We start from the raw sequence: 19,638 nt of genomic DNA, 5'->3' as shown, positions 1-19,638 counted from the left end.
CGCATCGCCCGCCACAGCAGCGGGTTGTGCGGGGTCGCTGCGGCCATCACCAGTTCAGCCACGATCGGCTCCTTCCTTCGCGCTCACAGTCGGAACAGCGTGCGTGCGTTGTCGAGCAGGATCTTCCGACGCGATTCCTCCTTGAGCCCGAGCTCGTCGAACTCGGCCATCCAGCGGTCGGCGGTCATCACGGGCCAATCCGACCCGAAGAGCACCCGGTCGGAGATCAGCGAGTCGGCGTAGCGGACCACCTCGGGCGGCAGGTACTTCGGCGCCCACCCCGACAGGTCGAGGTACACGTTCGACTTGTGCCACACCATCGCCAGGTTCTCGAGGTGCCACGGCCATGCCGGGTGCGCGCTGATGATGTTCAGCTCGGGGAACTCTGCAGCCACGTCGTCGATGTACGGCACAGGGCGGGCGTTCTCGAGCCGATATCCGCCGCCACCGGGAGTACCCGCACCGGCGCCGGGGAACCCGGAGTGGAACATCACCACGAGCCCGAGTTCAGCGCAGGTCTCCCAGATCGGGAAGAAGCGACGGTCGTTGGCGAGGAACTTCTGCCGCGACGGGTTGAGTTCGCCGACGCCCTTGATGCCGTACTCGGCGTGCATCCGACGGATCTCGGCGACCGCGGCCTCGCCCTTCCACGGGTCGATGCCGGCGAAGGCGAGGAACACATCGGGGTGATCCTGCTGCGCCTTGCCGAGGAGGTCGTTCGGTGCACCCTTGATTCCGCTCGTGGTCTCCGAGTCGGAGTTCACGATCACGGCCATCATCTTGCGGTCGCGGTACTGATCGGCCTGCTCGGCGAACGACACCACCGGCCGCTCGCGCCCGAAGTGCGCCGACATCTGGGAGTGCCGCTGGCCCATCGCCGCGATGAACTCCTCGGTCTGCGGGTGGGTGTGGACGTCGATCGCGACGAGGTCGTCGATACCGGACATCAGGCTGCCCCTTCCTTCGCTCGTGCGGGTTCGGATTCAGATTCGGTCCGCAGTCCCGTGATCTCCTCGGTGTCGGCGCCGAGCGCCGGCGCGTATCGCAGCTCGGGTCGACCGGACCGCTGGAACCGGATGCTGGGCACCGGGACGCGCAGCGCGCCATCAGGCCCCTCGATCTCCTCGACCAGACCCATGCTCGCGATCTGCGGATCGTCGAACAGGTCGCCCATCGTGTTCAGCGGACCGTGCGGGATGTCGTGCGCGGCGAGCCGGTCGAGCCAGTACTGCCGGGGTCGGGTGGCGGCGATCTCCTTGACCACCACGTCGAGCTCGTCATAGTTGCGCACGCGCGCTTCCCGGGTCGAGAAGCGCGGGTCGTCGGCGAGATCGGGCCGCTCGAGCACGTCGAGCAGTCCGGTCCAGAACTTCTCCGGCACCGACATATGGATCACAAAGGCCTTGTCGTCCGACCCCCGGCAGGCGTAGGCCTGCGCGCGGCGCGGACGCGAGTCGGGCGATGAGACCTGTCCGGTCTCGAGGAACGCCGAAGCGGACTCGGTGAGGAAGTCGAGCAGGGCACCCACCATCGTGACCTCGACATGCTCGCCCACCCCGTTGACGTCACGGGCGTGCAGGGCGGCGAGCACGGCCTGTACGGCCGACATCCCCGACAGCAGATCGGAGAACGCAGGCCCCAGCGGACGGATCGTGGAGGCCGGGACCACCTGGCTGTACATGCCGCCGGTCGCCGAGATCACGGTGTCGTAGGCAGGGCGCTTCGCGGCCGGCCCGGTGGGGCCGAAACCGGTGATCGAGCACGTGATCACCCGCGGGTTGCGCTCGTGCAGCGCATCGGGGCCGAACCCGAGCCGCTCGGCGACACCGGGGCGGAAGTTGTCCAGCACGATGTCGGCATCGTCGACCAGGCCGAACAGCGCAGCGAGCCCCTCGGCGCTCTTGAGGTCGAGCACGACCCCGCGCTTGCCCCGGTTGTAGGCGGCGAACTGGGGACTCATGGTCGCCCGCCCCTCCCATCGGCGCATCGGGTCCCCCTCGGGCGACTCGACCTTGACGACGTCGGCGCCGAGGTCGGCGAGCAGCTTGGCCGCGAACGGACCCGAGATGTACTGGCCCAGCTCGACCACGCGGATCCCGGCCAGCGCACCCGCGCCGGGTGATGCGGAATTCGTCACTTCTGGTCTCCTCTTCGATACCGAGGGCGGTCAGCGCACATCGACGACGACCTTCCCGTCGCCCTTGCGGGGGAAATCGCGATACGCCGTGGCGATGTCGTCCAGCGCGTAGCGGCGGCCGACGAGCGAGGGCAGGGCCCCGGCGGCGGCGAGCGCGAGAGCCTCGGCCACATCGTCGTAGCGTGCGCTGGCCACACCCGACAGCCGCTTGCGACGCAGGTAGAAGTCGCGGGCGTCGATGCGCAGGTCGCTGTCGACGGATGCCGCGCAGAACACGGCCCGACCTCCCCACCGCAACGCCGAGATCCCGGCGCTCAGGGTCGGAGCGTGGCCGGAGACATCGAGCACGACGTCGAACCCCTCTCCCCCGTCGAGGGCCGCCGCCAGCGCGGGAGCTCCCGAAGCCTGGATGAGCTGCTCGTCTCCGAGCGGTGAGAGAGTACGGCGCGACGCGGCGACGACCTGGGCCCCACGAGCGAGGGCTACGGCAACGGCCGCGCGTCCGAGCGTTCCGCCCGCGCCGGTGACGAGCACCCTGTCGCCCGCGGCGAGCGCGACCGTGCGCACGGCGTTGATCACGATGGAGGCGCTGTGCACGACGGCGGTCGCCTGTGCCGCGTCGAGGGCGTGGCGGTCGATCGCGTTGCGGGAGGGGACGACGACGTACTCGGCCGCTCCCCCGTCGCGGTGCACGCCGACGACGGTCTGGTTCGGGCAATCGGCTTCGTCTCCGGCCTGGCAATGAGCGCACTGCCCGCAGGCGATGTTGGGTTTGACCACCACGGTCTGGCCGATCCGCTTCTGGTCGACACCCGCTCCGATGGCGATGATCTCGCCGGCCGGGTCGATCCCGAGGATGCGAGGCAGCTGCGCCCGTGCTCCTGGGCCGACACCGGCGATGACGTTGAGGTCGAGCTGATTCACCCCGACCGTCTCCACGCGCACGAGCACTTCGCCGTCGCCGGGTGCCGGGACATCCGCGACCGCGACGGTCAGCCCGTCCAGGTCATGACGGCTCAGCACGGCGGCACGCATCTTCACCTCTTCATCGCGGGAATCTGTTTGGGATACTGTATCCAATTTTCATCACGGTCGTCTAGACCCTGTTCGAGCACGATATCCCGCAAACCATGGACACCCGATTCCAAATTGGATACCGTATCCCAAAATCCGCGTGAGGCGCCCCACTCCACGGAGGAGTCGCACGCACTTGCCCGAATGGAGAGTCATGCGCACGACACGAAACAGACTCGGCATCGCCGCGGTCGGGGGCGCAGCAGCACTGACGCTGCTCGCCGCCTGCGCCTCGCCGACGCCGACACCGGAAGGACCCGTCGACCTCGGCGACGGCGAACCCGGAGCCGCGGAGGACACCAGCATCACGGTGGCCATCCCCTTCCCCGACATCACGATGTACTCGATGTTCGTCCTGGCGTCCGACCTCGGCTACTACGAAGACGAGGGCCTCACCGTCGAGGTCATCACCGCCGACAACGTCACGGCCGCCGTCGCCAGCGGCAGTGCCGACATCGGCGTCGAGTCGACCGGCACCGTGATCGACGCCATCCGCGGCGGTGTCGAGATCGATCTGGTCTCCGGCCACTACTGCCGGCAGAACTTCGACTTCGCGGTGCAGTCCGACGTGAAGAGCGTCGACGACCTCGACGGCACGTCGATCGTGCTGGCCGGCACTCCCGGCGACCCGGCCGAGTTCCAGCGCGCCCAGGTGTTGAAGGAGGAGGGCTGGGACGTCGCATCCGTCGACACTGAGGTCGTCTACCCGGGCCCCGGATCGGAGTCGTGGACGGAGTTCTTCGTCAACGACAAGATCAGCCTGCAGCCGTTCTACGCCGACGACAGGGCAGCACTCGAAGCTCACGGCGCGAACATCGTGGTCGAGTCGCTGCGCAACTGGGCGAACGACGTGCAGATCGCCGGCACGAAGTGGGCGCAGGAGAATCCGAATACCCTCGTCCGGTTCCTGCGGGCCACGCTGAAGGGCACCGACTTCATGACGGCGCCCGCGCCCGGCGAGTTCCCCGAGAACGCGGAGGAGGCGCTGGACATCTACGAGGCCAACGACTTCGACGTCGCGGAACTGCGTGATTCGGACAGCGTCTGGATCCTCGACGGACACCTCGCCTGCCCGAACCTGTACTTCGACGGCGAGGCGTGGGACACCACCATCGAGACGCAGAAGCTCGAACCGCTGGAGTTCGATGACGAGCAGCTCGTCTACCTCCGCAAGGCGCAGGAGCTCCTGGGCCTCGACAACGAGGGACCGGCCACGCTGACCTACCCGTGAGTCGCTGACTCGCACGAAAGGCCCCACCGTTGCGCATGGCGGTGGGGCCTCTTTGTATGGCGGCTGGCGTGTTCGCTTAGGCCCCGCAACTCCCGCGGGATACAGAGCGATGCCACTTCACACCCAGCCGGCAGTCGACTAGACGGCCCTTCGGCCCGCGTCCTAGTAGTGGTCGCGAGCCTGGAGAATGACGATCTGCTCGTCGCTCACGTAGTAGACGAGGCGATTGGCCTGGTCGATGCGGCGGGACCACGCCCCGGAGAGCACGTGCTTCAGCGGCTCCGGTTTCCCGATGCCCTCGAAGGGATCACGGAGAACGTCGGCGATGAGCTGGTTGATCCGCCTCAGCGTCTTGCGATCCTGGCCCTGCCAGTACGTGTAGTCCTCCCACCCATGGGGGTCGAAGGCCAATCTCCGAGTCACTCGTCGATCAGGTCGTGCTGCTCGGCCTCACCGCGGCGCGCACGCTCGATCGCCGAGAGAAGTCGCTCTGCACCCACAGGGTTTCGCAGCAGGTACGCCGTCTCCGTGAGGGCGTCGTAGTCGTCCTTCGACATGATGACGGCGTTCCCACGTCGGGAGACGACCTCGACGGGCGCATGGTCATCGTTCACCTGCTGGATAAGGCCGAACAGGCTCTTGCGGGCCTCGGTAGCCGAGATCGCGGACATCCTCCACCTCCCTAGTGGTACAACAAAGCGTACCACTCGATCGCGAGTGAATGCCCGCCGAACGGACCCGACCCCCGTCGCGCATGAGACGGGGGTCGGGAGTCGAGGGGCGTCGGGAGTCTGCGTCGGTGCCGGTCAGCCGACGATCTTGCGCTCGTCGTACCAGGGCGCCAGCCGGCGCCGGAGGATCGAGATGAGCAGCAGCGTGAGGTTGGCGATGATGACCATCACCACGACCATCGCGATGGCCTCGTCCATCCGGAATTGGTATGCGGCGAACTCGAGCAGGTGACCGAGGCCGCCGGTGCCGCCGAGGAACTCGCCGAGCACCTCGCCCGTGAAGCCGAGGGCCGCACCGCGCTGGATGCCGGAGAGGATGTAGGGCAGCGTGGCGGGGAAGATCACCTTCCAGCCGAGGCCGATCCCCTTCGCGCCGTACACCCTGGCCGCGTTGACGAGCGAAGGGTTCACGGTGACCGCGCCCTCCATCGTGTTCAGCAGAATCGGGAACACCGCCAGCAGGATCACGAGGGCGATCTTCGACTCGCTGCCGAGGCCCAGGCCGAGGATGAACAGCGGGGCGAGCGCGACCTTGGGCGTGGAGTACAGCACCCACAGGAACGGGGCGACCATGAAGCGCAGCACCGGCGACCAGCCGACCGCGAGCCCCACGACCACACCGACGACGATCGCGATCGCGAGGCCGATCAGCAGGTTGGTGACGCTGAACGCGAAGGCGCTCCAGAACTCGGGGTCGACCATGAGCTGGCCGAACGCCGCGGCCACCGCGGTCGGTGCGGGCAGGAAGGCCGCCGGTATCCAGTGGAACCAGCTGACCGCCGCCTCCCACAAGAGCAGCACTGCGGCGATCACCCCGATCAGGAGCAGGGTCCACTTTCCCTCGCCGGAGCGCACCACCCGCCGCGGTCGCACGATGCGGACGGTTCCGGTTGCCGAGACGACGCTCATCGCGTGCCCTTCCTCGTCCACGGCGCGACCCCGCGTTCGATGGCCGTGACCACCTGGGTCATGCCCACGCTCCACAGCACGACGACGGCGATCGCGGCGAACGCCTGGTCGGTCTGATACGTGTTCGACGCGCGGATGATGAGCGCGCCCATGCCGCTCGACGAGCCCGCGAGCTCGGCCACGACCATGCCGATCGTGGCGAGGACGACCGCTTGCCGCAGCCCCGCGAACAGGAACGGGATCGTCGACGGCAGGTACACCGAGCGATACAGCCGCATCCGCCCCGCCCCGTACACGCGGGCGGCGCGGATGATCGACGGGTTCGTGGTGCGCATGCCCGCGGCGACGTTGAGCAGGATCGGGAAGATCGCGCTGATCGTCACGAGGAAGATCACCGGACCGATGCCGAATCCGAACCACGCCTTCGCGAGCGGCTGATAGGCGATCGACGGCGTGGCGTAGATCGTCCACGCGATCGGACCGATCACGCGGTCGACGGGAAGCGATGTTCCCATCAGGAGCCCGACCGGGATGCCGACGACCACCGCGAGCGCGAAACCGGTCAGCCACGCCTGCACCGAGATGCCGGCGTTGGCGGCGAGCGATCCGTTCGCCACGATCTCGCCGAACCCCTGCGCGATGGCCAGAGGCGGCGGCAGGAAGACCGGACTGATCCAGCCGAACACCCCGACGACCAGCTGCCAGAGCACGAGGAGCATGACGACCTCGACCGCGATGACCGCCGCCTTGCCCCGGGCGCTCAGCCCCGCGAGCCAGGCGGCGAGGCCACCCCTGCCGAGGTTCGGCCCGGTGGCGAGCAGCGCGGTCATTTCGACACCGCCGCTGCCGTGGCCTCACCCTCCAGCGCCTCCCAGAGGTGGTCGCGGAGTTCGAGGAAGCGCGGATCGTGCTGCACCGACCGTTCCGAGCGCGGGCGCGGGATGCCGGTCGTGATGATCTCCTTGATCGCACCGGGGTGGCTCTTGAAGACGACGATGCGGTCACCGAGGAGGATGGCCTCCTCGATCGAGTGCGTGATGAAGAGGACGGTCTTGCCCGTCGCCTCGATGAGCTTCTCGATCTCGTCGCGCATCACCTCGCGGGTGAGGGCGTCGACGGCACCGAGCGGCTCGTCCATCAACAGGATGCGCGGTTCCGCGACGAACGCGCGGGCGAGCCCGACGCGCTGCTGCATGCCGCCGGAGAGCTCACGGGGGTACGACGACTCGAATCCCGCGAGCCCCACCATCTCGATGGCCTCCTGCACCTTCGCCCGCCAGTCGGCGGTGCGCAGGCCCTTCTGCATCTCGAGTCCGAACTTCACGTTGTCGAACACGGTGCGCCAGGGCAGCAGGGCGTAGTCCTGGAAGACAACGGCCCGGTCGGGACCAGGGCCGTCGACCTGCTTCCCATCGACGAGGACGGCCCCGGTGCTCGGCGCGACGAGGCCGGCGATGACGTTCATGAACGTCGTCTTTCCGCACCCCGACGGGCCGAGCACCGTGATGAACTCACCTTCGAACACGTCGAGGTCGACGTCTTCGATGGCGATCAGCTTCTTTCCCGTCCGCGCGACGTCATAGCTCACCGAGAGCCCGGTGACCGAGATCAGCGGATCCGCCGAGTCCCGTGCGGTGTCGTTCACGTCAGTCATCGTCGACCTCTCGTCTCATCGCCGCGCGTCGGTGCGCGACTTATCGCAGCTTCGGAAGCACCTCGGTGCCGAGGAGTTCGATCTGCTCGAAGAACCGATCGAACTTGAAGCGGAAGTCGAACACCAGGTGCTCGGTGCCGACCTCCTCGAACCGCTTGATCTGCTCGACCGCCTCGTCGGGGCTGCCGACGATGAGCTGTCCTTCGAGGTCTTCGACGGTCTCGAAGCTGCCGGACGGCGGCTTCACCGCGAACTTGGCCTTGTTCGCCCAGGCGAGAAGGCCCGGGATGTTCACGTGCTTGAGCGCCTCTTCGCGGGTGTCCTCGATCGACGTGGGCGGGATGACGGCGATGGTCGGCATCGGGCGGCCGTTCTCGTCCGTCATCTCGCGCATGGTCTTGATGCGCTTCTCCATGGTGAGCAGGCCCGTGCGTCCCGGCATCCACCCGTCGGCGAACTCCGCCGCGAGACGGGCCGAACGCGGGGTCGCGCCGCAGTACCAGAACGGGATGCGTCCCCCCACGGGCTTGGGCTCGATCGTGACGTTCTCGAATGTGAAGATGCCGTCGTCGTAGGTGACATCGTTCTCGGTGAAGACGCGGCGCAGGATCTCGGCGTTCGAGCGCACCATCTCGACGCGGTCGAGGTCGCCCCAGCCGATCGCGTCGAACTCGTGGTCGAACGTGCCGGCGCCGAAGCCGAGGATCAGGCGCGGGCCGAGCAGCTGGGTCATCGTGCCGGCCATGAGAGCGGTGACGAGCGGGTGCCGGAACGGGATGAGCGATCCGGTGCCGAGCTCGATCTTGTCGGTGACGGCACCGATGGCAGTGAGAGTCGTCAGCGCGTCGTAGAACGTGCGGTTCGGCTTCTCCATCTCGCCGTGCGGCTCGAACACCAGGTGATCGCGCACCCAGACGGAGTCGAATCCGAAGCTCTCGGCGAGCTTCGATCCCTCCAGGAGCTTCTCCTTGCTCGCCTCCTCGCCGAAGTGCGGCAGCAGCAGTCCGAATTTCATGTCAGTTCCTCTCCAGCGGCGAACGCCGCCCTGTCTTCCGCCGATGCGGCGAGCTTTCCGAATGTGCGGTCGCCGACGACCTCGTCGCCGACGTAGACGTCGACACCGCGCACGAGCGTGCGCTGGATGCGGGCGCTGATGGTGCGCCCGTCGTAGGGGGTCCAGCCAATCTTCGACAGCACGCCGTCGTTGGTGATGGTCCACTCCTCGGCCAGGTCGGCGATGACGATGTCGGCATCCGCCCCGATCGTGAGAGACCCCTTCACACCCTCCAGGCCGAACTTGGCTGCGGGGATGTGGGCGACCATGTCGATCGCGCGCTGCAGGTCGAGCTCGCCCTTGTTCACGGCGTCGAGCATGAGCTCGTAGTAGTACTGGATGCCGGGGGTGCCGGTGTGCGAGCTCCACATCTGCGTCCACCCGACCTCCTTCTCCTCGCGCGTGTGCGGGGCGTGGTCGCTGGCGGCGATGTCGATCGTGCCGTCGCGCATGCCCTCCCAGACGGCCGCGCGGTTGTCGTCGGGCACCCAGTAGCTGAGCGCGTACGGGCCGAGGGTCTCGACGTCGTTCCAGGTCGACAGGAACGGCGCCCAGTGGTTGACCTCGCAGGTCACGTCGATGCCGTTCTGCTTGGCGCGCCGAACGGCCTCGATCGAGCGTCGGGTCTGGATGTGCGCGATGTGCACGGGACAGCCGGAGGCCTCGGCGAGACGCAGCACGACGTCGATGGCCGTGTCCCAGATCACACCCTCGCGCGCGGCGTAGGCGGAGGCGTAGCCCTCGGGGGTGTTCTCACCGCGGGCGAGGTAGGCGCCCTCGATGTAATCCATGAGCGCCTGGTCGTGCGGGTGCACGATGAAGCGCTTGCCGGTCTGGGCGATGTGATCCATGATCTCGAGCAGGTGGCCGTGGTTGTGGATGCCGGTGCCGGAGGGGTGCGGGTAGTCGCGGCCCGTGTCGACGACCATGTAGATCTTGTACGCCCGGATGCCCATCTCGCTCATGCCGGCGATCTCATCGAACTTCGTCGGCGCGGGGTTGTGGTTCCAGTCGACGATCGACGACTCCTCGTACCGGTGGAACACGTCGGTCAACGTGGCGACGTCGGTGGTCGGCGGCTTGAGGTTGGGCATCCCGAACATCGTGGTGACGCCACCGGCCGCGGCCTGCAGGCTCGTCGTGTAGATGTCGTCCTTGTGCTCGTAGCCGGGCTCGCGGGTGTGCACGTGCACGTCGACCATGCCGGGAAGCACGAGCTTGCCCGCGGCGTCGATCGTGCGCGCGGCCGCGACGTCGGTACCGGCCGCGACCATGCCGGCGACCTTGCCGTCGGCGACGAGCAGGTCGGCCAGGACCGGCCCTGCGGGGGTGACGACGGTGCCGCCGGTGATCTTCAGATCCACGCTCATCGCGCGACCTCCTCTTTGCTGTCGGACTGTGTCTGCACGGTTTCGGTGGTGATGGATTCGCCGATCGCGGGCGACGGCGAAGACCGGTGGATGAGGTGCGCCGGGCGCACGTACCGGTCGAACCAGCCCACGATCACCGGGGTGGTCTGCTCCCAGTACGCGTCGTAGGCGGCGTAGTGGGTGGTGTGCCGCTGCATGATGAGCTGCTTCGGTCCGCGTGCCGCCTCGTAAAGCGCCTCGGCGTGGTCGGTCGGGGTGGTGGCGTCGCCTTCGACGCCGATCACGAGCAGCGGTGTGGTCAGGCGGCCGGCCGCGTCGATCGGCCGGTACGCGATGATGCCCTCGGCGCACGCGAGCGGCACGGCTGTCGGGATGCGGTCGTCGACGTCGGCCTTGATCTTCGTCGCCCGACGCTCGGCCGTGGGGATCATGATCTCCTCACGGGGGTGCACGATCCGCCCCTCCCCCGTGGCGACGCGCTGGCGGCGGTCCTCTTTGAGGGACTTCTGGAAGTCGAGCCACTCGTACTCGCTGCGCATGCGGTGCAGCCAGTCCTCGCCGTCGGCGACCGGCACCTGGCTGACCGCGGCCTTGATGCGCGGGTCGGCGTCGGCGAGGAGCACGGCGTTGCCGCCCCCGGTGCCGCCGGTGCCGAAGACCCCGATCGCGTCGGCGATCACGTCGTCGCGGGTGGTGAGGTAGGTCACGGCGTTCACCAGGTCCTGCAGCTGCCAGGCCGGCGAGAGGTATCCGCGGTCGCCTTCGGAGTCGCCGAAGCCGCGGTAGTCGATCACGAGCACGGCGAAGCCGGCATCGACCAGCGCCTCGTGGTAGCGCACGTAGAGCTTGGCGTCCTTCAGCCCGAGCCAACCGGGGCCCTGAACGATCGCGCGGTACGGACCCTGATGATCGGGGGTGCGCCACACGGCGGAGATGCGCTGACCCTCGCTGAAGTACGAGACGGGTGTGGTCTGCATGGGTTCCTCTCGGCTGAACGCGGCGTCGCGATCGGCGATGTGCGCCGCTGCGGTGGGGCGCTCTCCATCCTCGTCGATTTTGGATCCAGAATCCAGTATTGATTTGGATCCAGTATCCGCACTACCATGACCCCATCGCGTCGACCCGATTGGCCGACGCCGGTGGTCCCGACCTGGACTGCGAACGTGCTCTCTCTTGCGCCCTTCCCGTCCTCGTCTCCCGGAGAACCATGCCTGCCACCGCCCGCGCCCTCGGCGCCCTCCCCGCCCTCGCCCTGCTCGTCGCCGCCGGACTCAGCGGCTGCGCCGGCGCGCCGGCGTCATCGGCCGAAGCGCCCGACGCCGAAACCCCCAGCACCGAGCCGATCGTGCTCGACAACTGCGGCACCGAGGTCTCGCTCGGCGCCACGCCGCAGCGCATCCTCACCGTGAAGTCGTCGACTCTCGAACTCGCGCTGGCCCTCGGCGCCGGGGATCGGATCATCGGCTCCGCCTTCTCCGACGGCCCGCTGCCTGACGATCTCGCGGCGGATGCCGAGGACATCCCGGTCGTCTCCGACAAGGTGCCGTCGAAGGAGGCCGTGCTCGACCTCGAGCCCGACCTGGTGTTCGCCGGATGGGAGTCGAACTTCTCGGTCGACGGCGCCGGTGAGCGAGCCGACCTGCAGAATCTCGGCATCACCACCTACGTCGCCCCCGCGGCCTGCAAGGCTCCGGCCTACATGCCCGACCCGCTCACGTTCGACACGGTCTTCGATGGCTTCGCGGAGGCCGGCCAACTGCTCGGCGAGACGGAGGCGGCGAGCGCGCTGATCGCCGAGCAGCGCGCAGAGCTCGACGCGATCACCCCCGACGACCGTGGCCTCACGGCGCTCTGGTACTCGTCCGGCACCGACCAGCCCTTCGTGGGCGCCGGCATCGGCGCGCCGGAGATGATCATGTCGGCCGCCGGGCTCGAGAACGTCTTCGCCGACGTGCACGACACCTGGACGTCGAGCTCGTGGGAGCTGATCGCCGAGGCCGACCCCGACGTGATCGTGCTGGTGGACGCCGCCTGGAACACCGCCGCGTCGAAGATCGCGCTGCTCACCTCGAACCCGGTCACCGCACAGCTCGACGCGGTGCGGAACGAGCGGTACGTGCTGGTCGACTTCCCGGCGACCGAGGCGGGCATCCGCAACGTGACGGCCGTGGAATCGATCGTGACGCAGCTCGGAGAGCAGTGAGCGTCACGGTTCCGCTGATCACGGCGCTCCCTGTCACGGCGGCATCCGCCCCCCACCCCCGGGGACGTACCGTCTCGGCGATCACGGTGCTGCTGCTCGCCCTGGCGGGATCGGTGGTCGCCGCGGTCGCGATCGGGCCGGCCGACGTCGCCCCGGCCGAGCTCGCGGCGAGCGTGTGGTCGCACCTGACCGGCGCGGCCACAGGCCTCACCCCGCTCCGCGACGCGATCATCTGGGAGGGGCGAGTACCCCGCGTTCTCACGGCCGCGGCGGTCGGAGGCGGCCTGGCCCTGTGCGGTGCCGTGATGCAGGCCCTCACCCGCAACCCGCTCGCCGATCCCTACCTGCTCGGTCTGTCCTCCGGCGCCTCGACCGGCGCGGTGATCGTCATCGTGCTCGGTGCGGCGGTGGCACTGCCGTTCGCCGCGTTCGCGGGTGCGCTGCTCGCCCTGACACTCACGTTGGGCCTCGCGCGCGCGGCCGGTTCCGCAGGAGCCACCGCCGTGGTCCTCGCCGGTCTCGCCGTGTCGGCCGTGCTCGCGGCACTGACCAGCCTCGTGATCTTCTGGAGCGCGACGAACGACAGCTACCGTGAGATCCTCAGCTGGCTGCTCGGCTCCCTCGGAGGTGCCGACTGGGCGGACGCCGCCCTCGCCGGGGTCGCCGTGGTGGTCTGCGCCGTCCCCCTGCTGGCTGCAGCCCGGCCACTGGACACCCTCGTACTGGGTGACACCGCGGCCGAGGCACTCGGCATCCCGGTGACCCGGCTGCGCGTGCTGCTCTTCGTGTGCACGGCGCTGCTGACCGGAGCGCTCGTGGCGGTGAGCGGGTCGATCGGCTTCGTCGGACTGATCCTGCCGCACGCGGTTCGGGCGGTCGTCGGCGCCCGGCATCGCGCGCTGCTGCCGGTCTCGTTCCTCGCGGGCGCCGTGTTCCTCATCTGGGCCGACACCATCGCCCGCACCGTGTTCGAGCCACGCGAGCTCCCGGTCGGGATCGTCACCGCTTTGATCGGCGGCCCCGTGTTCGCGCTGCTGATGCTGCGTATGCGGAAGAGCCGCGCATGACCGGAGTGCGTGAGGACGGCCTCGATGCCCGACGCATCCGATTCGCGCACGGGGGTCGGATCCTCTGCGACGACATGCACATCACCGCCCCCGGAGGTTCGGTGACCGCTCTCCTCGGACCCAACGGCTCGGGCAAGAGCACGCTGCTGCGGCTGATCGCCGGAACCCTGCGGGGCGAGGTCGAGACCCTCGCGATCGACGGCGCATCGCTGCCGTCGATGCGGCGGCGGGAGCGCGCACAGCGCGTCGCCCTGGTCGAGCAGGAGTGGTCGACCGCCGAGGGGATGACCGGGCGCGACATCGTCGGGCTCGGACTGCTTCCCCACCGCGGGTGGCTGTCGTTCGAGGGGGCGCAGACGGATGCCGTCGCCACCGATGCGGCTCTCGTCCGCGCGGGGGCGCTCGAGTTCGCGGAGCGCGATGCCGCGACCCTGTCCGGCGGCGAACGCCAACGGGTGAACCTCGCGCGGGCCCTCGCTCAGCGACCGGCGCTGCTGTTGTGCGATGAGCCGACGAACCACCTCGACATCCGCGCGCAGCTGGACGCACTCGCCCTCCTCGCGTCCCTCGCGCGCGACGGCATGACCGTGCTGGCTGCTCTGCACGATCTCAATCACGCGGCGGCATTCGCCGATCGCGTCGTCGTGATCGCCGACGGTCACGTGCAGGCGGCGGGTTCCCCACAGGAGGTGCTGACGCGGGAGCTCATCGCGCGCGTCTGGCAGGTCGACGCCGAGGTGCTCCTCCGGCCGGGCAGCGATCGTCCGCTGATCGTGTTCGATGCGGCTCCCGCCCTCACGCGCTGACCGGTTCGGACGATCGGGATTCAGACGAGCTCGGCGGATGCGAACTGCGGAGCGAGGACGAACGAGCCCAAGCGGTGCGCGAGCGCTTCCGCCTCGGCCTCCAGCGCCACCTGCTCCTGGCAGTCGTCGAGCGCCACGGAGCCGGCACCCCCTCCCACCCCGACGAGCGCGCATACCTGCGCGGGCTTCCGCAGCTGGTCGAAGGTCATGGGCAGACTCTCGCATCGCGTGTGCCCGCACAGCAGGTGCGAGAGCTCGTGGATCACCACGTGCAGTCGGTACCACTGCGGATCGGAGCGGCGGACCGGAATCCTCGCACGGTCACCGTCGACGAGCAGGAACCGCGGAACGGCCCGCCACTCCTCCTCGTTCAACACGTCGACCTCGATGTCCAGCCCCAGCAGGGCGGACGCCCGTTCCGTGATGCACTGCATGCTCGCGCCGCACTCGACCTCCAACTCTTCGAAGAGCCGGTCCACTCGACTTCGACCACTCACGATTCCCTCACCCCTCGCACAGCCCGACCCCCTTTCGGCCGGACAACCCTCACAGTGGAGAGACGGCGGTGGGGGCCCGGTCATTACGCCGAAAGACTGGGAACTTTCGGCCAGTCTTTCGAGACCTGTGACTATGACGTTTGGTGCGCGTCGAGCTCAGCCGAGTGGAGAGCCTCGGCGGCGAGAGCCGTCGCAGTGTCGAGATCGCGCATCCACAGCGGATGCACCGGCGCGCGCAGCCCGGCCGCCTCGAGCCCGCCTGCGAGAGAAGCATCCTCCTCGGCGATGAGCCACGCATCCAACAGTCCGCCGGCTGCGCGTGCCCCGTAGTGGTGTCCGACCGCGTCGGCCGTGGCGGCGAGACCGATGGCGGCCAGACAGGCGTCGGCCATACCGCGCACGGGCGCGCCGGCGATGATCGGCGACACCCCGACCACGGCTCCGGGGGCGGCACGTACGGCGTCGGCGATGCCGGGGACCGAGAGGATCGGCCCGAGCGAGACCACAGGATTCGACGGGGCGAACAGGATGACGTCCGCCGCAGCCAGCGCGTCGACCGCTCCGGGTGCGGGCGCGGACTGCGCGATCCCCGGGGCATCGAACCCCTGCGCCGGGAGGGTCGCACGATGCCGGGTCCACCACTCCTGGAAGTGCATCCGACCCTGGGCGGTGAACACGTGGGTGTCGACTTCGGTATCGGTCATGGGCAGCAGTCGGATGCCGAGCGGCCATCGGGAGGCGAGGCGATCGACGACCTCGGTCACGGAGGCGCCGTCGCGGAGCCAGCCTGTGCGGGCGATGTGGGCACCGAGGTCGAGGTCACCCAACGTGAACCACGGCCAGCCGGCTCCCCATGCCTGCAACTCGGTGGCGACGCGCTCGCTCTCTCCCGCCCTCCCCCATCCGCGTGCGGTGTCGTTGACACCGGCGAGCGCGTAGATCATCGAGTCGACATCGGGCTGCAGCCGCAGGCCGCTGAGCCACAGGTCGTCGCCGGTGTTGACGATCACCGTGATCTCGGCTCGGGCTCCTCCCGCGGCATCCGGCCACCGTCGCCGTGCGGCCTCCCGCACACCGACCACGAACTTCGATCCGCCGACGCCACCGGCGAGGACGACGATGCGCGGGCCATCGGAAGTGTCGGCGACGCCGCCGGTCATGAGGCGAGCACCAGCGGTCGGTCGACCAGCGCCGCGGTGCGCGGGCCCAGTCCGGCACGGCGGGCGGCCCGCAGGTGCTCGGCATGATCGAGGTCGCGTCGCAGACCGCTCAAGACGGGAAACCCGACCTCGACGAAGCCGGCCGCGCGATGTGCGGAGGCCGAGTCCGCCCCGAAACACGGAGTGAGGTCGAAACCCGCCCGCGCCGTGGCGAGCACGGTGCCGGTGCCCTCGGCGTCCGGCACGAACGCCCGGGAGTGCGAAGAGGCGAACGCGAGCGCCCTGGCCAGCTCGTCGGGGCGCAGCGCCGGCAGGTCGCCGAGCATCACGGCACGAGGGCGCATGTCGGGGGCCGCGCTCACGCCGAGCCCGATCGCCGCGGTCAGCCCTTCGCTGCGGTCGCGCACCAGTCGCACCCGCGGCAGCACACGCAGAGCGGTCGCCGTGACCTCGTCGCTCGTGACGACGATGACTTCGACGACGCGCTCGCATGCGGTGGCCGCCTCGACCGTGTCGAGGGCGATCGCGCGGGCGAGGGGCTCGCGATCGACGCCGGGGATGCGCAACCGCGACTTGCCGATCTCGGCGCGCTTCACCGGGATCACCACGATCCACTCACGAGCGGGCACTCCCGGCAGCGGCACCCCGACTCCCGAACCGCGGATCATCTCCGTCGCCTCACCCGCGCAGTTCGGCAGCGGTGTCGCGCAACCGGGGGGCGATGTCGCGCTCGAAGAGCTGCAGGAACCGGCGCTGGTCGTGGCCCGGCGCATGGAAGACGAGGTGGTTGAAGCCCCAATCGATGTACTGCTGGATCTCGGCGGCCACGGCATCCGGGTCGTTCCCGACGATCCAGCGCTTGGCGATGGTCTCGAGCGGCAGCGCATCGGCGGCCTTCTCCATCTCGACGGGGTCGGTGATGTCGTGCTTCTGCTCCTTCGAGAGCGACAGCGGCGACCAGAAGCGGGTGTTCTCCAACGCCGCCTCCCGGGTCTCCTCGTACGACAGCTTGATCTCGATCATCCGGTCGTAGTCGTCGAACGAGCGCTCGGACTGCTCGAGCCCCTCTCTCACGGCCGGGAGCAGCTGGTCGACGTAGAGCTCCTGGCCCTTGCCCGAGGTGCAGATGAAGCCGTCGCCCGCGCGCCCGGCGTAGCGCGCGACCATCGGTCCGCCCGCGGCGATGTAGATCGGGATGCCGCTCTCGGGACGGTCGTAGATCGAGGCGTCGTGCGTGGAGTAGTACTCGCCGTCGAAGTTCACCCGGTCGCCCGACCACAACGCCCGCATCAGACGCACGGATTCGCGCAGCCGCGCATAGCGCTCCTTGAACTCGGGCCACTCCTGCTCCCCGGCGCCGCGGAATCCGGTCGCGATCTCGTTCAGCGCCTCGCCAGAGCCGACGCCGAGGATGATGCGGTCCTGGTACAGGCAGCCCAGGCTCGCGAACGCCTGCGCGAGCACGGCAGGGTTGTAACGGAAGGTCGGGGTCAGCACCGAGGTGCCGATGCGGATGCTCGACGTGCGCTCGCCCACCGCCGCCATCCAGGTGAGCGAGAACGGAGCATGGCCGCCGGTGTGGCGCCAGGGCTGGAAGTGGTCGCTCGCGAACACGGACTGCATGCCGTGCGCCTCGGCCGCGACCGAGATCTCGACCAGCTCCCGGGGGTCGAACTGCTCCGCGCTGGCCTTGTATCCGAGAGTCAGTGTCATGTCGCATCCTTCGTGTCGGGTTCCTGCTGTGCGTGTAGGTGCTGTTCCTGGGTGCCGAGGTCTGCGAGCGCAGCGGCGTAACCGTCGCGGTATCCCTGGTCGAGTGCTTCGGCGGTGCCCAACCAGAAGAGGTCGCGCTCCGCGCCGCGCACGATGCTGGCGGCCCCGGGCAGGGTGAGGGGTCCGACAAGGTCGCCCCGCCCTCGCACCACGGCGACCGGGTTGCCGCTCGCCTTGCCCTTGACCAGATCTGCGGCCGCGGCGAGCTCGTCCGCGACACACGGGGTCGTGACGCTCAGGACCTTTCCCGCCTGGTCGGTCGTGCCACGGAGGTCGGCGATCATGTGCACGCCCCCGCCGCCGATCGCGACGTCGGTCTGCCCTTCGCGCCAGGGACGGCCGAGGGTGTCACTGAGGATCACGCCCACCTCCGCGCCCGTGGCCGCCCGCAGTCCCGCGGCGAGCGCACGCGCCGAACGGTCGGGGTCTTCGGGGAGCAGCAGCACCCAGCCGTCCGGGGTGTTGCTGGCATCGACGCCGGCGGCCGCGGCCACCATGCCGAGCCGGTTCTCGACGATGCGCATGGTGTGCCCGTCGAAGGTGCGAGAGGCGACGAGCCGCACGGTCTCGGCGGTGATGGCCTCTTCGCGGTCGGCGGCCTGTACGTAGCGGCCTTCGGCCTTGGAGACGATCTTCGAGGTGACGACGAGGATGTCGCCGTGGGCGAGTTCGACGCCGGTCGCGAGGATCAGGGCCACGAGGTCATCACCGGGGTGCACCTCGCCGATGCCGGCGAGGGCGAAGACGGTGATCGCGGGGGCGCTCATGCGTGCACCTTCGGCAGCACGTCGCGGCCGAAGACCTCGACGAACTCCCGCTGGTCGGGCCCGACGTTGTGCAGGTAGATGCGCGTGAAGCCGAGGTCGACGTAGCGCTGGATCTGCGCGCGGTGCACCTCGGGGTCAGCGGAGATGAGCATCGACGCCCGCATGTCGTCGGCCGTCACCCCGCGCACGAGTTGCTCGAAGTCGTACGGCGAGCGCACGTCGCCCCGGCGCATCCGGAGTCCGCCGATCGGCCACTCGGTCAGTGCGTTCGCGAGGGCCTGCTCGTCGGTCGGCGCCCACGAGAGCCGCAGCTGGAGCACCTTCGGGAGGGCCTCGGGGTCGTGCCCCGCCTCCCGTGCCCCGTCGGCGAATCGGGCGAGCAGCGGGGCGAGGCGCTCGACTTCGGCCGAGGTCGTGATCAGGCCGTCGGCGTTCCGGCCGGCGCGGCGAGCGGTGGCCGGGCCCGCCGTGGCCACGTAGACCGGTGGCGCAGTGGGCGGCATCGTCCAGAGCCGGGTCGATTCCATGCGGAAGTGCTCGCCACGGTGGCGGGTGTCGCGACCGGCGATCGAGGCGGTGAAGAGCTTGCGGATCAGGTCGACGGCCTCGAACATGCGGTCGATGCGCTCGGCGGGTTCGGGCCAGTATTCGCCGACGATGTGCTCGTTCAGCGCCTCCCCCGATCCGACGCCGAGCCAGGCCCGGTCGGGGTAGAGGGTCGCCAGCGTCGCTGCGGCCTGCGCGACCACGGCGGGATGCGTGCGGAAGCCGGGGGTCGTGACGCCGGGGCCGAGGTCGCCGGTGGTGTGCGCGCCGATCGCGCCGAGCATGGTCCACACATGGGCGGCGTTGCGGTGGCGGGGAAGCCAGGGCTGGAAGTGATCGGTGGCCATGATCCCGCGGAACCCGTGCGCCTCGGCGAGGACGCAGTTCTCGATCACGGCGGTCGGCTCGATCTGCTCGAGCATCGCGGCGTACCCGATGTGCATGCGGCCTCCTCACCCTTTCTTCTCCTGCTGTTCCTATTGAATGGATACTGGATCCAAAAGTCAAGGGAGAGGTTCGGAGTGGTGTCGAATGCACGGGATCTCGCCGAGCGCACGGCGTGTTCACGCCAAGAAGCCGTGCACTCGACAGGAAGCCGTGCACTCGGCGGGAGCGAGAGGGCGGGAGCGAGAGGGTGGGAGCGAGGGAGCGAGGGCGGG

General features: G+C 69.2%; 21 protein-coding genes. 4 read left to right on the top strand and 17 right to left on the bottom strand.

The window, feature by feature from the left end; all coding sequences use genetic code 11:
• Positions 1–83: 83 nt before the first annotated feature.
• Genes L687_RS40100 through L687_RS42025 form a run of 3 tightly spaced genes read right to left on the bottom strand, consistent with a single transcriptional unit; the run spans position 84 to position 3,172 of the window.
• A complete protein-coding gene (locus L687_RS40100; protein ID WP_021201493.1) occupies positions 84–947 on the bottom strand; it encodes an amidohydrolase family protein in 864 nt (287 codons plus the stop codon).
• On the bottom strand, positions 947–2,137 hold the full coding sequence (locus L687_RS40095) for a CaiB/BaiF CoA transferase family protein (protein WP_021201492.1): 1,191 nt from the start codon (positions 2,135–2,137) through the stop codon (positions 947–949). Before L687_RS40095 ends, L687_RS40100 begins: the two co-directional genes overlap by 1 nt.
• A gap of 30 nt (positions 2,138–2,167) precedes the next feature.
• Positions 2,168–3,172 (bottom strand): alcohol dehydrogenase catalytic domain-containing protein, encoded by a 1,005-nt coding sequence (locus L687_RS42025; RefSeq protein ID WP_167540724.1) that lies wholly within the window; start codon positions 3,170–3,172, stop codon positions 2,168–2,170.
• Positions 3,173–3,365: 193 nt separating this feature from the next.
• On the opposite strand from L687_RS42025, the gene L687_RS40090 reads away from it, so the two are divergent.
• Positions 3,366–4,442 (top strand): ABC transporter substrate-binding protein, encoded by a 1,077-nt coding sequence (locus L687_RS40090; RefSeq protein ID WP_021201490.1) that lies wholly within the window; start codon positions 3,366–3,368, stop codon positions 4,440–4,442.
• Positions 4,443–4,604: 162 nt separating this feature from the next.
• On the opposite strand, the gene L687_RS40085 is transcribed toward L687_RS40090, so the two are convergent.
• The 8 genes from L687_RS40085 to L687_RS40050 all read right to left on the bottom strand — a co-directional run bounded on the left by L687_RS40085 (position 4,605) and on the right by L687_RS40050 (position 11,137).
• Positions 4,605–4,853, bottom strand: coding sequence for a Txe/YoeB family addiction module toxin (locus L687_RS40085; protein WP_021201489.1), 249 nt, complete (start codon positions 4,851–4,853; stop codon positions 4,605–4,607).
• A gap of 8 nt (positions 4,854–4,861) precedes the next feature.
• Positions 4,862–5,113, bottom strand: coding sequence for a type II toxin-antitoxin system Phd/YefM family antitoxin (locus tag L687_RS40080; RefSeq protein ID WP_021201488.1), 252 nt, complete (start codon positions 5,111–5,113; stop codon positions 4,862–4,864).
• A gap of 135 nt (positions 5,114–5,248) precedes the next feature.
• Complete coding sequence (locus L687_RS40075; RefSeq protein WP_021201487.1) at positions 5,249–6,082, bottom strand: ABC transporter permease; 834 nt, start codon at positions 6,080–6,082, stop codon at positions 5,249–5,251.
• On the bottom strand, positions 6,079–6,912 hold the full coding sequence (locus tag L687_RS40070; protein ID WP_021201486.1) for an ABC transporter permease: 834 nt from the start codon (positions 6,910–6,912) through the stop codon (positions 6,079–6,081). The genes L687_RS40075 and L687_RS40070 overlap by 4 nt, the downstream gene beginning before the upstream one ends.
• The gene (locus L687_RS40065; RefSeq protein ID WP_021201485.1) at positions 6,909–7,736 is read right to left on the bottom strand and encodes an ABC transporter ATP-binding protein; all 828 of its coding nucleotides are present in this window, start codon (positions 7,734–7,736) and stop codon (positions 6,909–6,911) included. Before L687_RS40065 ends, L687_RS40070 begins: the two co-directional genes overlap by 4 nt.
• Positions 7,737–7,776: 40 nt before the next feature.
• Positions 7,777–8,751, bottom strand: a complete 975-nt coding sequence (locus tag L687_RS40060; protein WP_021201484.1) for an LLM class flavin-dependent oxidoreductase — start codon at positions 8,749–8,751, stop codon at positions 7,777–7,779.
• Positions 8,748–10,160: a dihydroorotase gene (locus tag L687_RS40055; RefSeq protein ID WP_021201483.1), complete on the bottom strand. Its 1,413-nt coding sequence runs from the start codon at positions 10,158–10,160 to the stop codon at positions 8,748–8,750. The genes L687_RS40060 and L687_RS40055 overlap by 4 nt, the downstream gene beginning before the upstream one ends.
• On the bottom strand, positions 10,157–11,137 hold the full coding sequence (locus L687_RS40050; protein ID WP_021201482.1) for an alpha/beta hydrolase: 981 nt from the start codon (positions 11,135–11,137) through the stop codon (positions 10,157–10,159). Before L687_RS40050 ends, L687_RS40055 begins: the two co-directional genes overlap by 4 nt.
• A 230-nt stretch (positions 11,138–11,367) precedes the next feature.
• Between L687_RS40050 and L687_RS40045 the strand changes: the two genes are divergently transcribed.
• The 3 genes from L687_RS40045 to L687_RS40035 are packed head-to-tail and all read left to right on the top strand — an operon-like array spanning position 11,368 to position 14,236.
• Positions 11,368–12,363 carry a putative F420-0 ABC transporter substrate-binding protein gene (locus L687_RS40045; RefSeq protein ID WP_021201481.1) on the top strand — a complete coding sequence of 332 codons (996 nt, stop codon included), beginning with the start codon at positions 11,368–11,370 and terminating at the stop codon, positions 12,361–12,363.
• Positions 12,360–13,430: a putative F420-0 ABC transporter permease subunit gene (locus L687_RS40040; RefSeq protein WP_021201480.1), complete on the top strand. Its 1,071-nt coding sequence runs from the start codon at positions 12,360–12,362 to the stop codon at positions 13,428–13,430. The genes L687_RS40045 and L687_RS40040 overlap by 4 nt, the downstream gene beginning before the upstream one ends.
• On the top strand, positions 13,427–14,236 hold the full coding sequence (locus tag L687_RS40035) for an ABC transporter ATP-binding protein (RefSeq protein ID WP_021201479.1): 810 nt from the start codon (positions 13,427–13,429) through the stop codon (positions 14,234–14,236). The genes L687_RS40040 and L687_RS40035 overlap by 4 nt, the downstream gene beginning before the upstream one ends.
• A 20-nt stretch (positions 14,237–14,256) precedes the next feature.
• On the opposite strand, the gene L687_RS40030 is transcribed toward L687_RS40035, so the two are convergent.
• From L687_RS40030 to L687_RS40005, 6 genes are all read right to left on the bottom strand, one after another.
• Positions 14,257–14,670, bottom strand: coding sequence for a hypothetical protein (locus tag L687_RS40030; protein ID WP_136025495.1), 414 nt, complete (start codon positions 14,668–14,670; stop codon positions 14,257–14,259).
• A 194-nt stretch (positions 14,671–14,864) separates the two neighbouring features.
• Positions 14,865–15,893, bottom strand: a complete 1,029-nt coding sequence (cofD, locus tag L687_RS40025; RefSeq protein WP_021201477.1) for a 2-phospho-L-lactate transferase — start codon at positions 15,891–15,893, stop codon at positions 14,865–14,867.
• Entirely contained in the window at positions 15,890–16,561 is a 672-nt protein-coding gene (gene cofC / locus L687_RS40020) for a 2-phospho-L-lactate guanylyltransferase (protein WP_021201476.1), read from the bottom strand. The genes cofD and cofC overlap by 4 nt, the downstream gene beginning before the upstream one ends.
• Positions 16,562–16,571: 10 nt before the next feature.
• Positions 16,572–17,606, bottom strand: coding sequence for a glucose-6-phosphate dehydrogenase (coenzyme-F420) (fgd, locus tag L687_RS40015; protein WP_021201475.1), 1,035 nt, complete (start codon positions 17,604–17,606; stop codon positions 16,572–16,574).
• Positions 17,603–18,433: a coenzyme F420-0:L-glutamate ligase gene (gene cofE, locus L687_RS40010; protein WP_021201474.1), complete on the bottom strand. Its 831-nt coding sequence runs from the start codon at positions 18,431–18,433 to the stop codon at positions 17,603–17,605. The genes fgd and cofE overlap by 4 nt, the downstream gene beginning before the upstream one ends.
• Positions 18,430–19,422: a TIGR03557 family F420-dependent LLM class oxidoreductase gene (locus L687_RS40005; RefSeq protein WP_021201473.1), complete on the bottom strand. Its 993-nt coding sequence runs from the start codon at positions 19,420–19,422 to the stop codon at positions 18,430–18,432. Before L687_RS40005 ends, cofE begins: the two co-directional genes overlap by 4 nt.
• Between the last annotated feature and the right edge of the window lie 216 nt (positions 19,423–19,638).

It is taken from the genome of Microbacterium maritypicum MF109, assembly GCF_000455825.1.
In the GTDB taxonomy this organism is placed as follows: domain Bacteria; phylum Actinomycetota; class Actinomycetes; order Actinomycetales; family Microbacteriaceae; genus Microbacterium; species Microbacterium maritypicum_A.
This window is presented reverse-complemented; position numbering and strand designations above follow the sequence as displayed.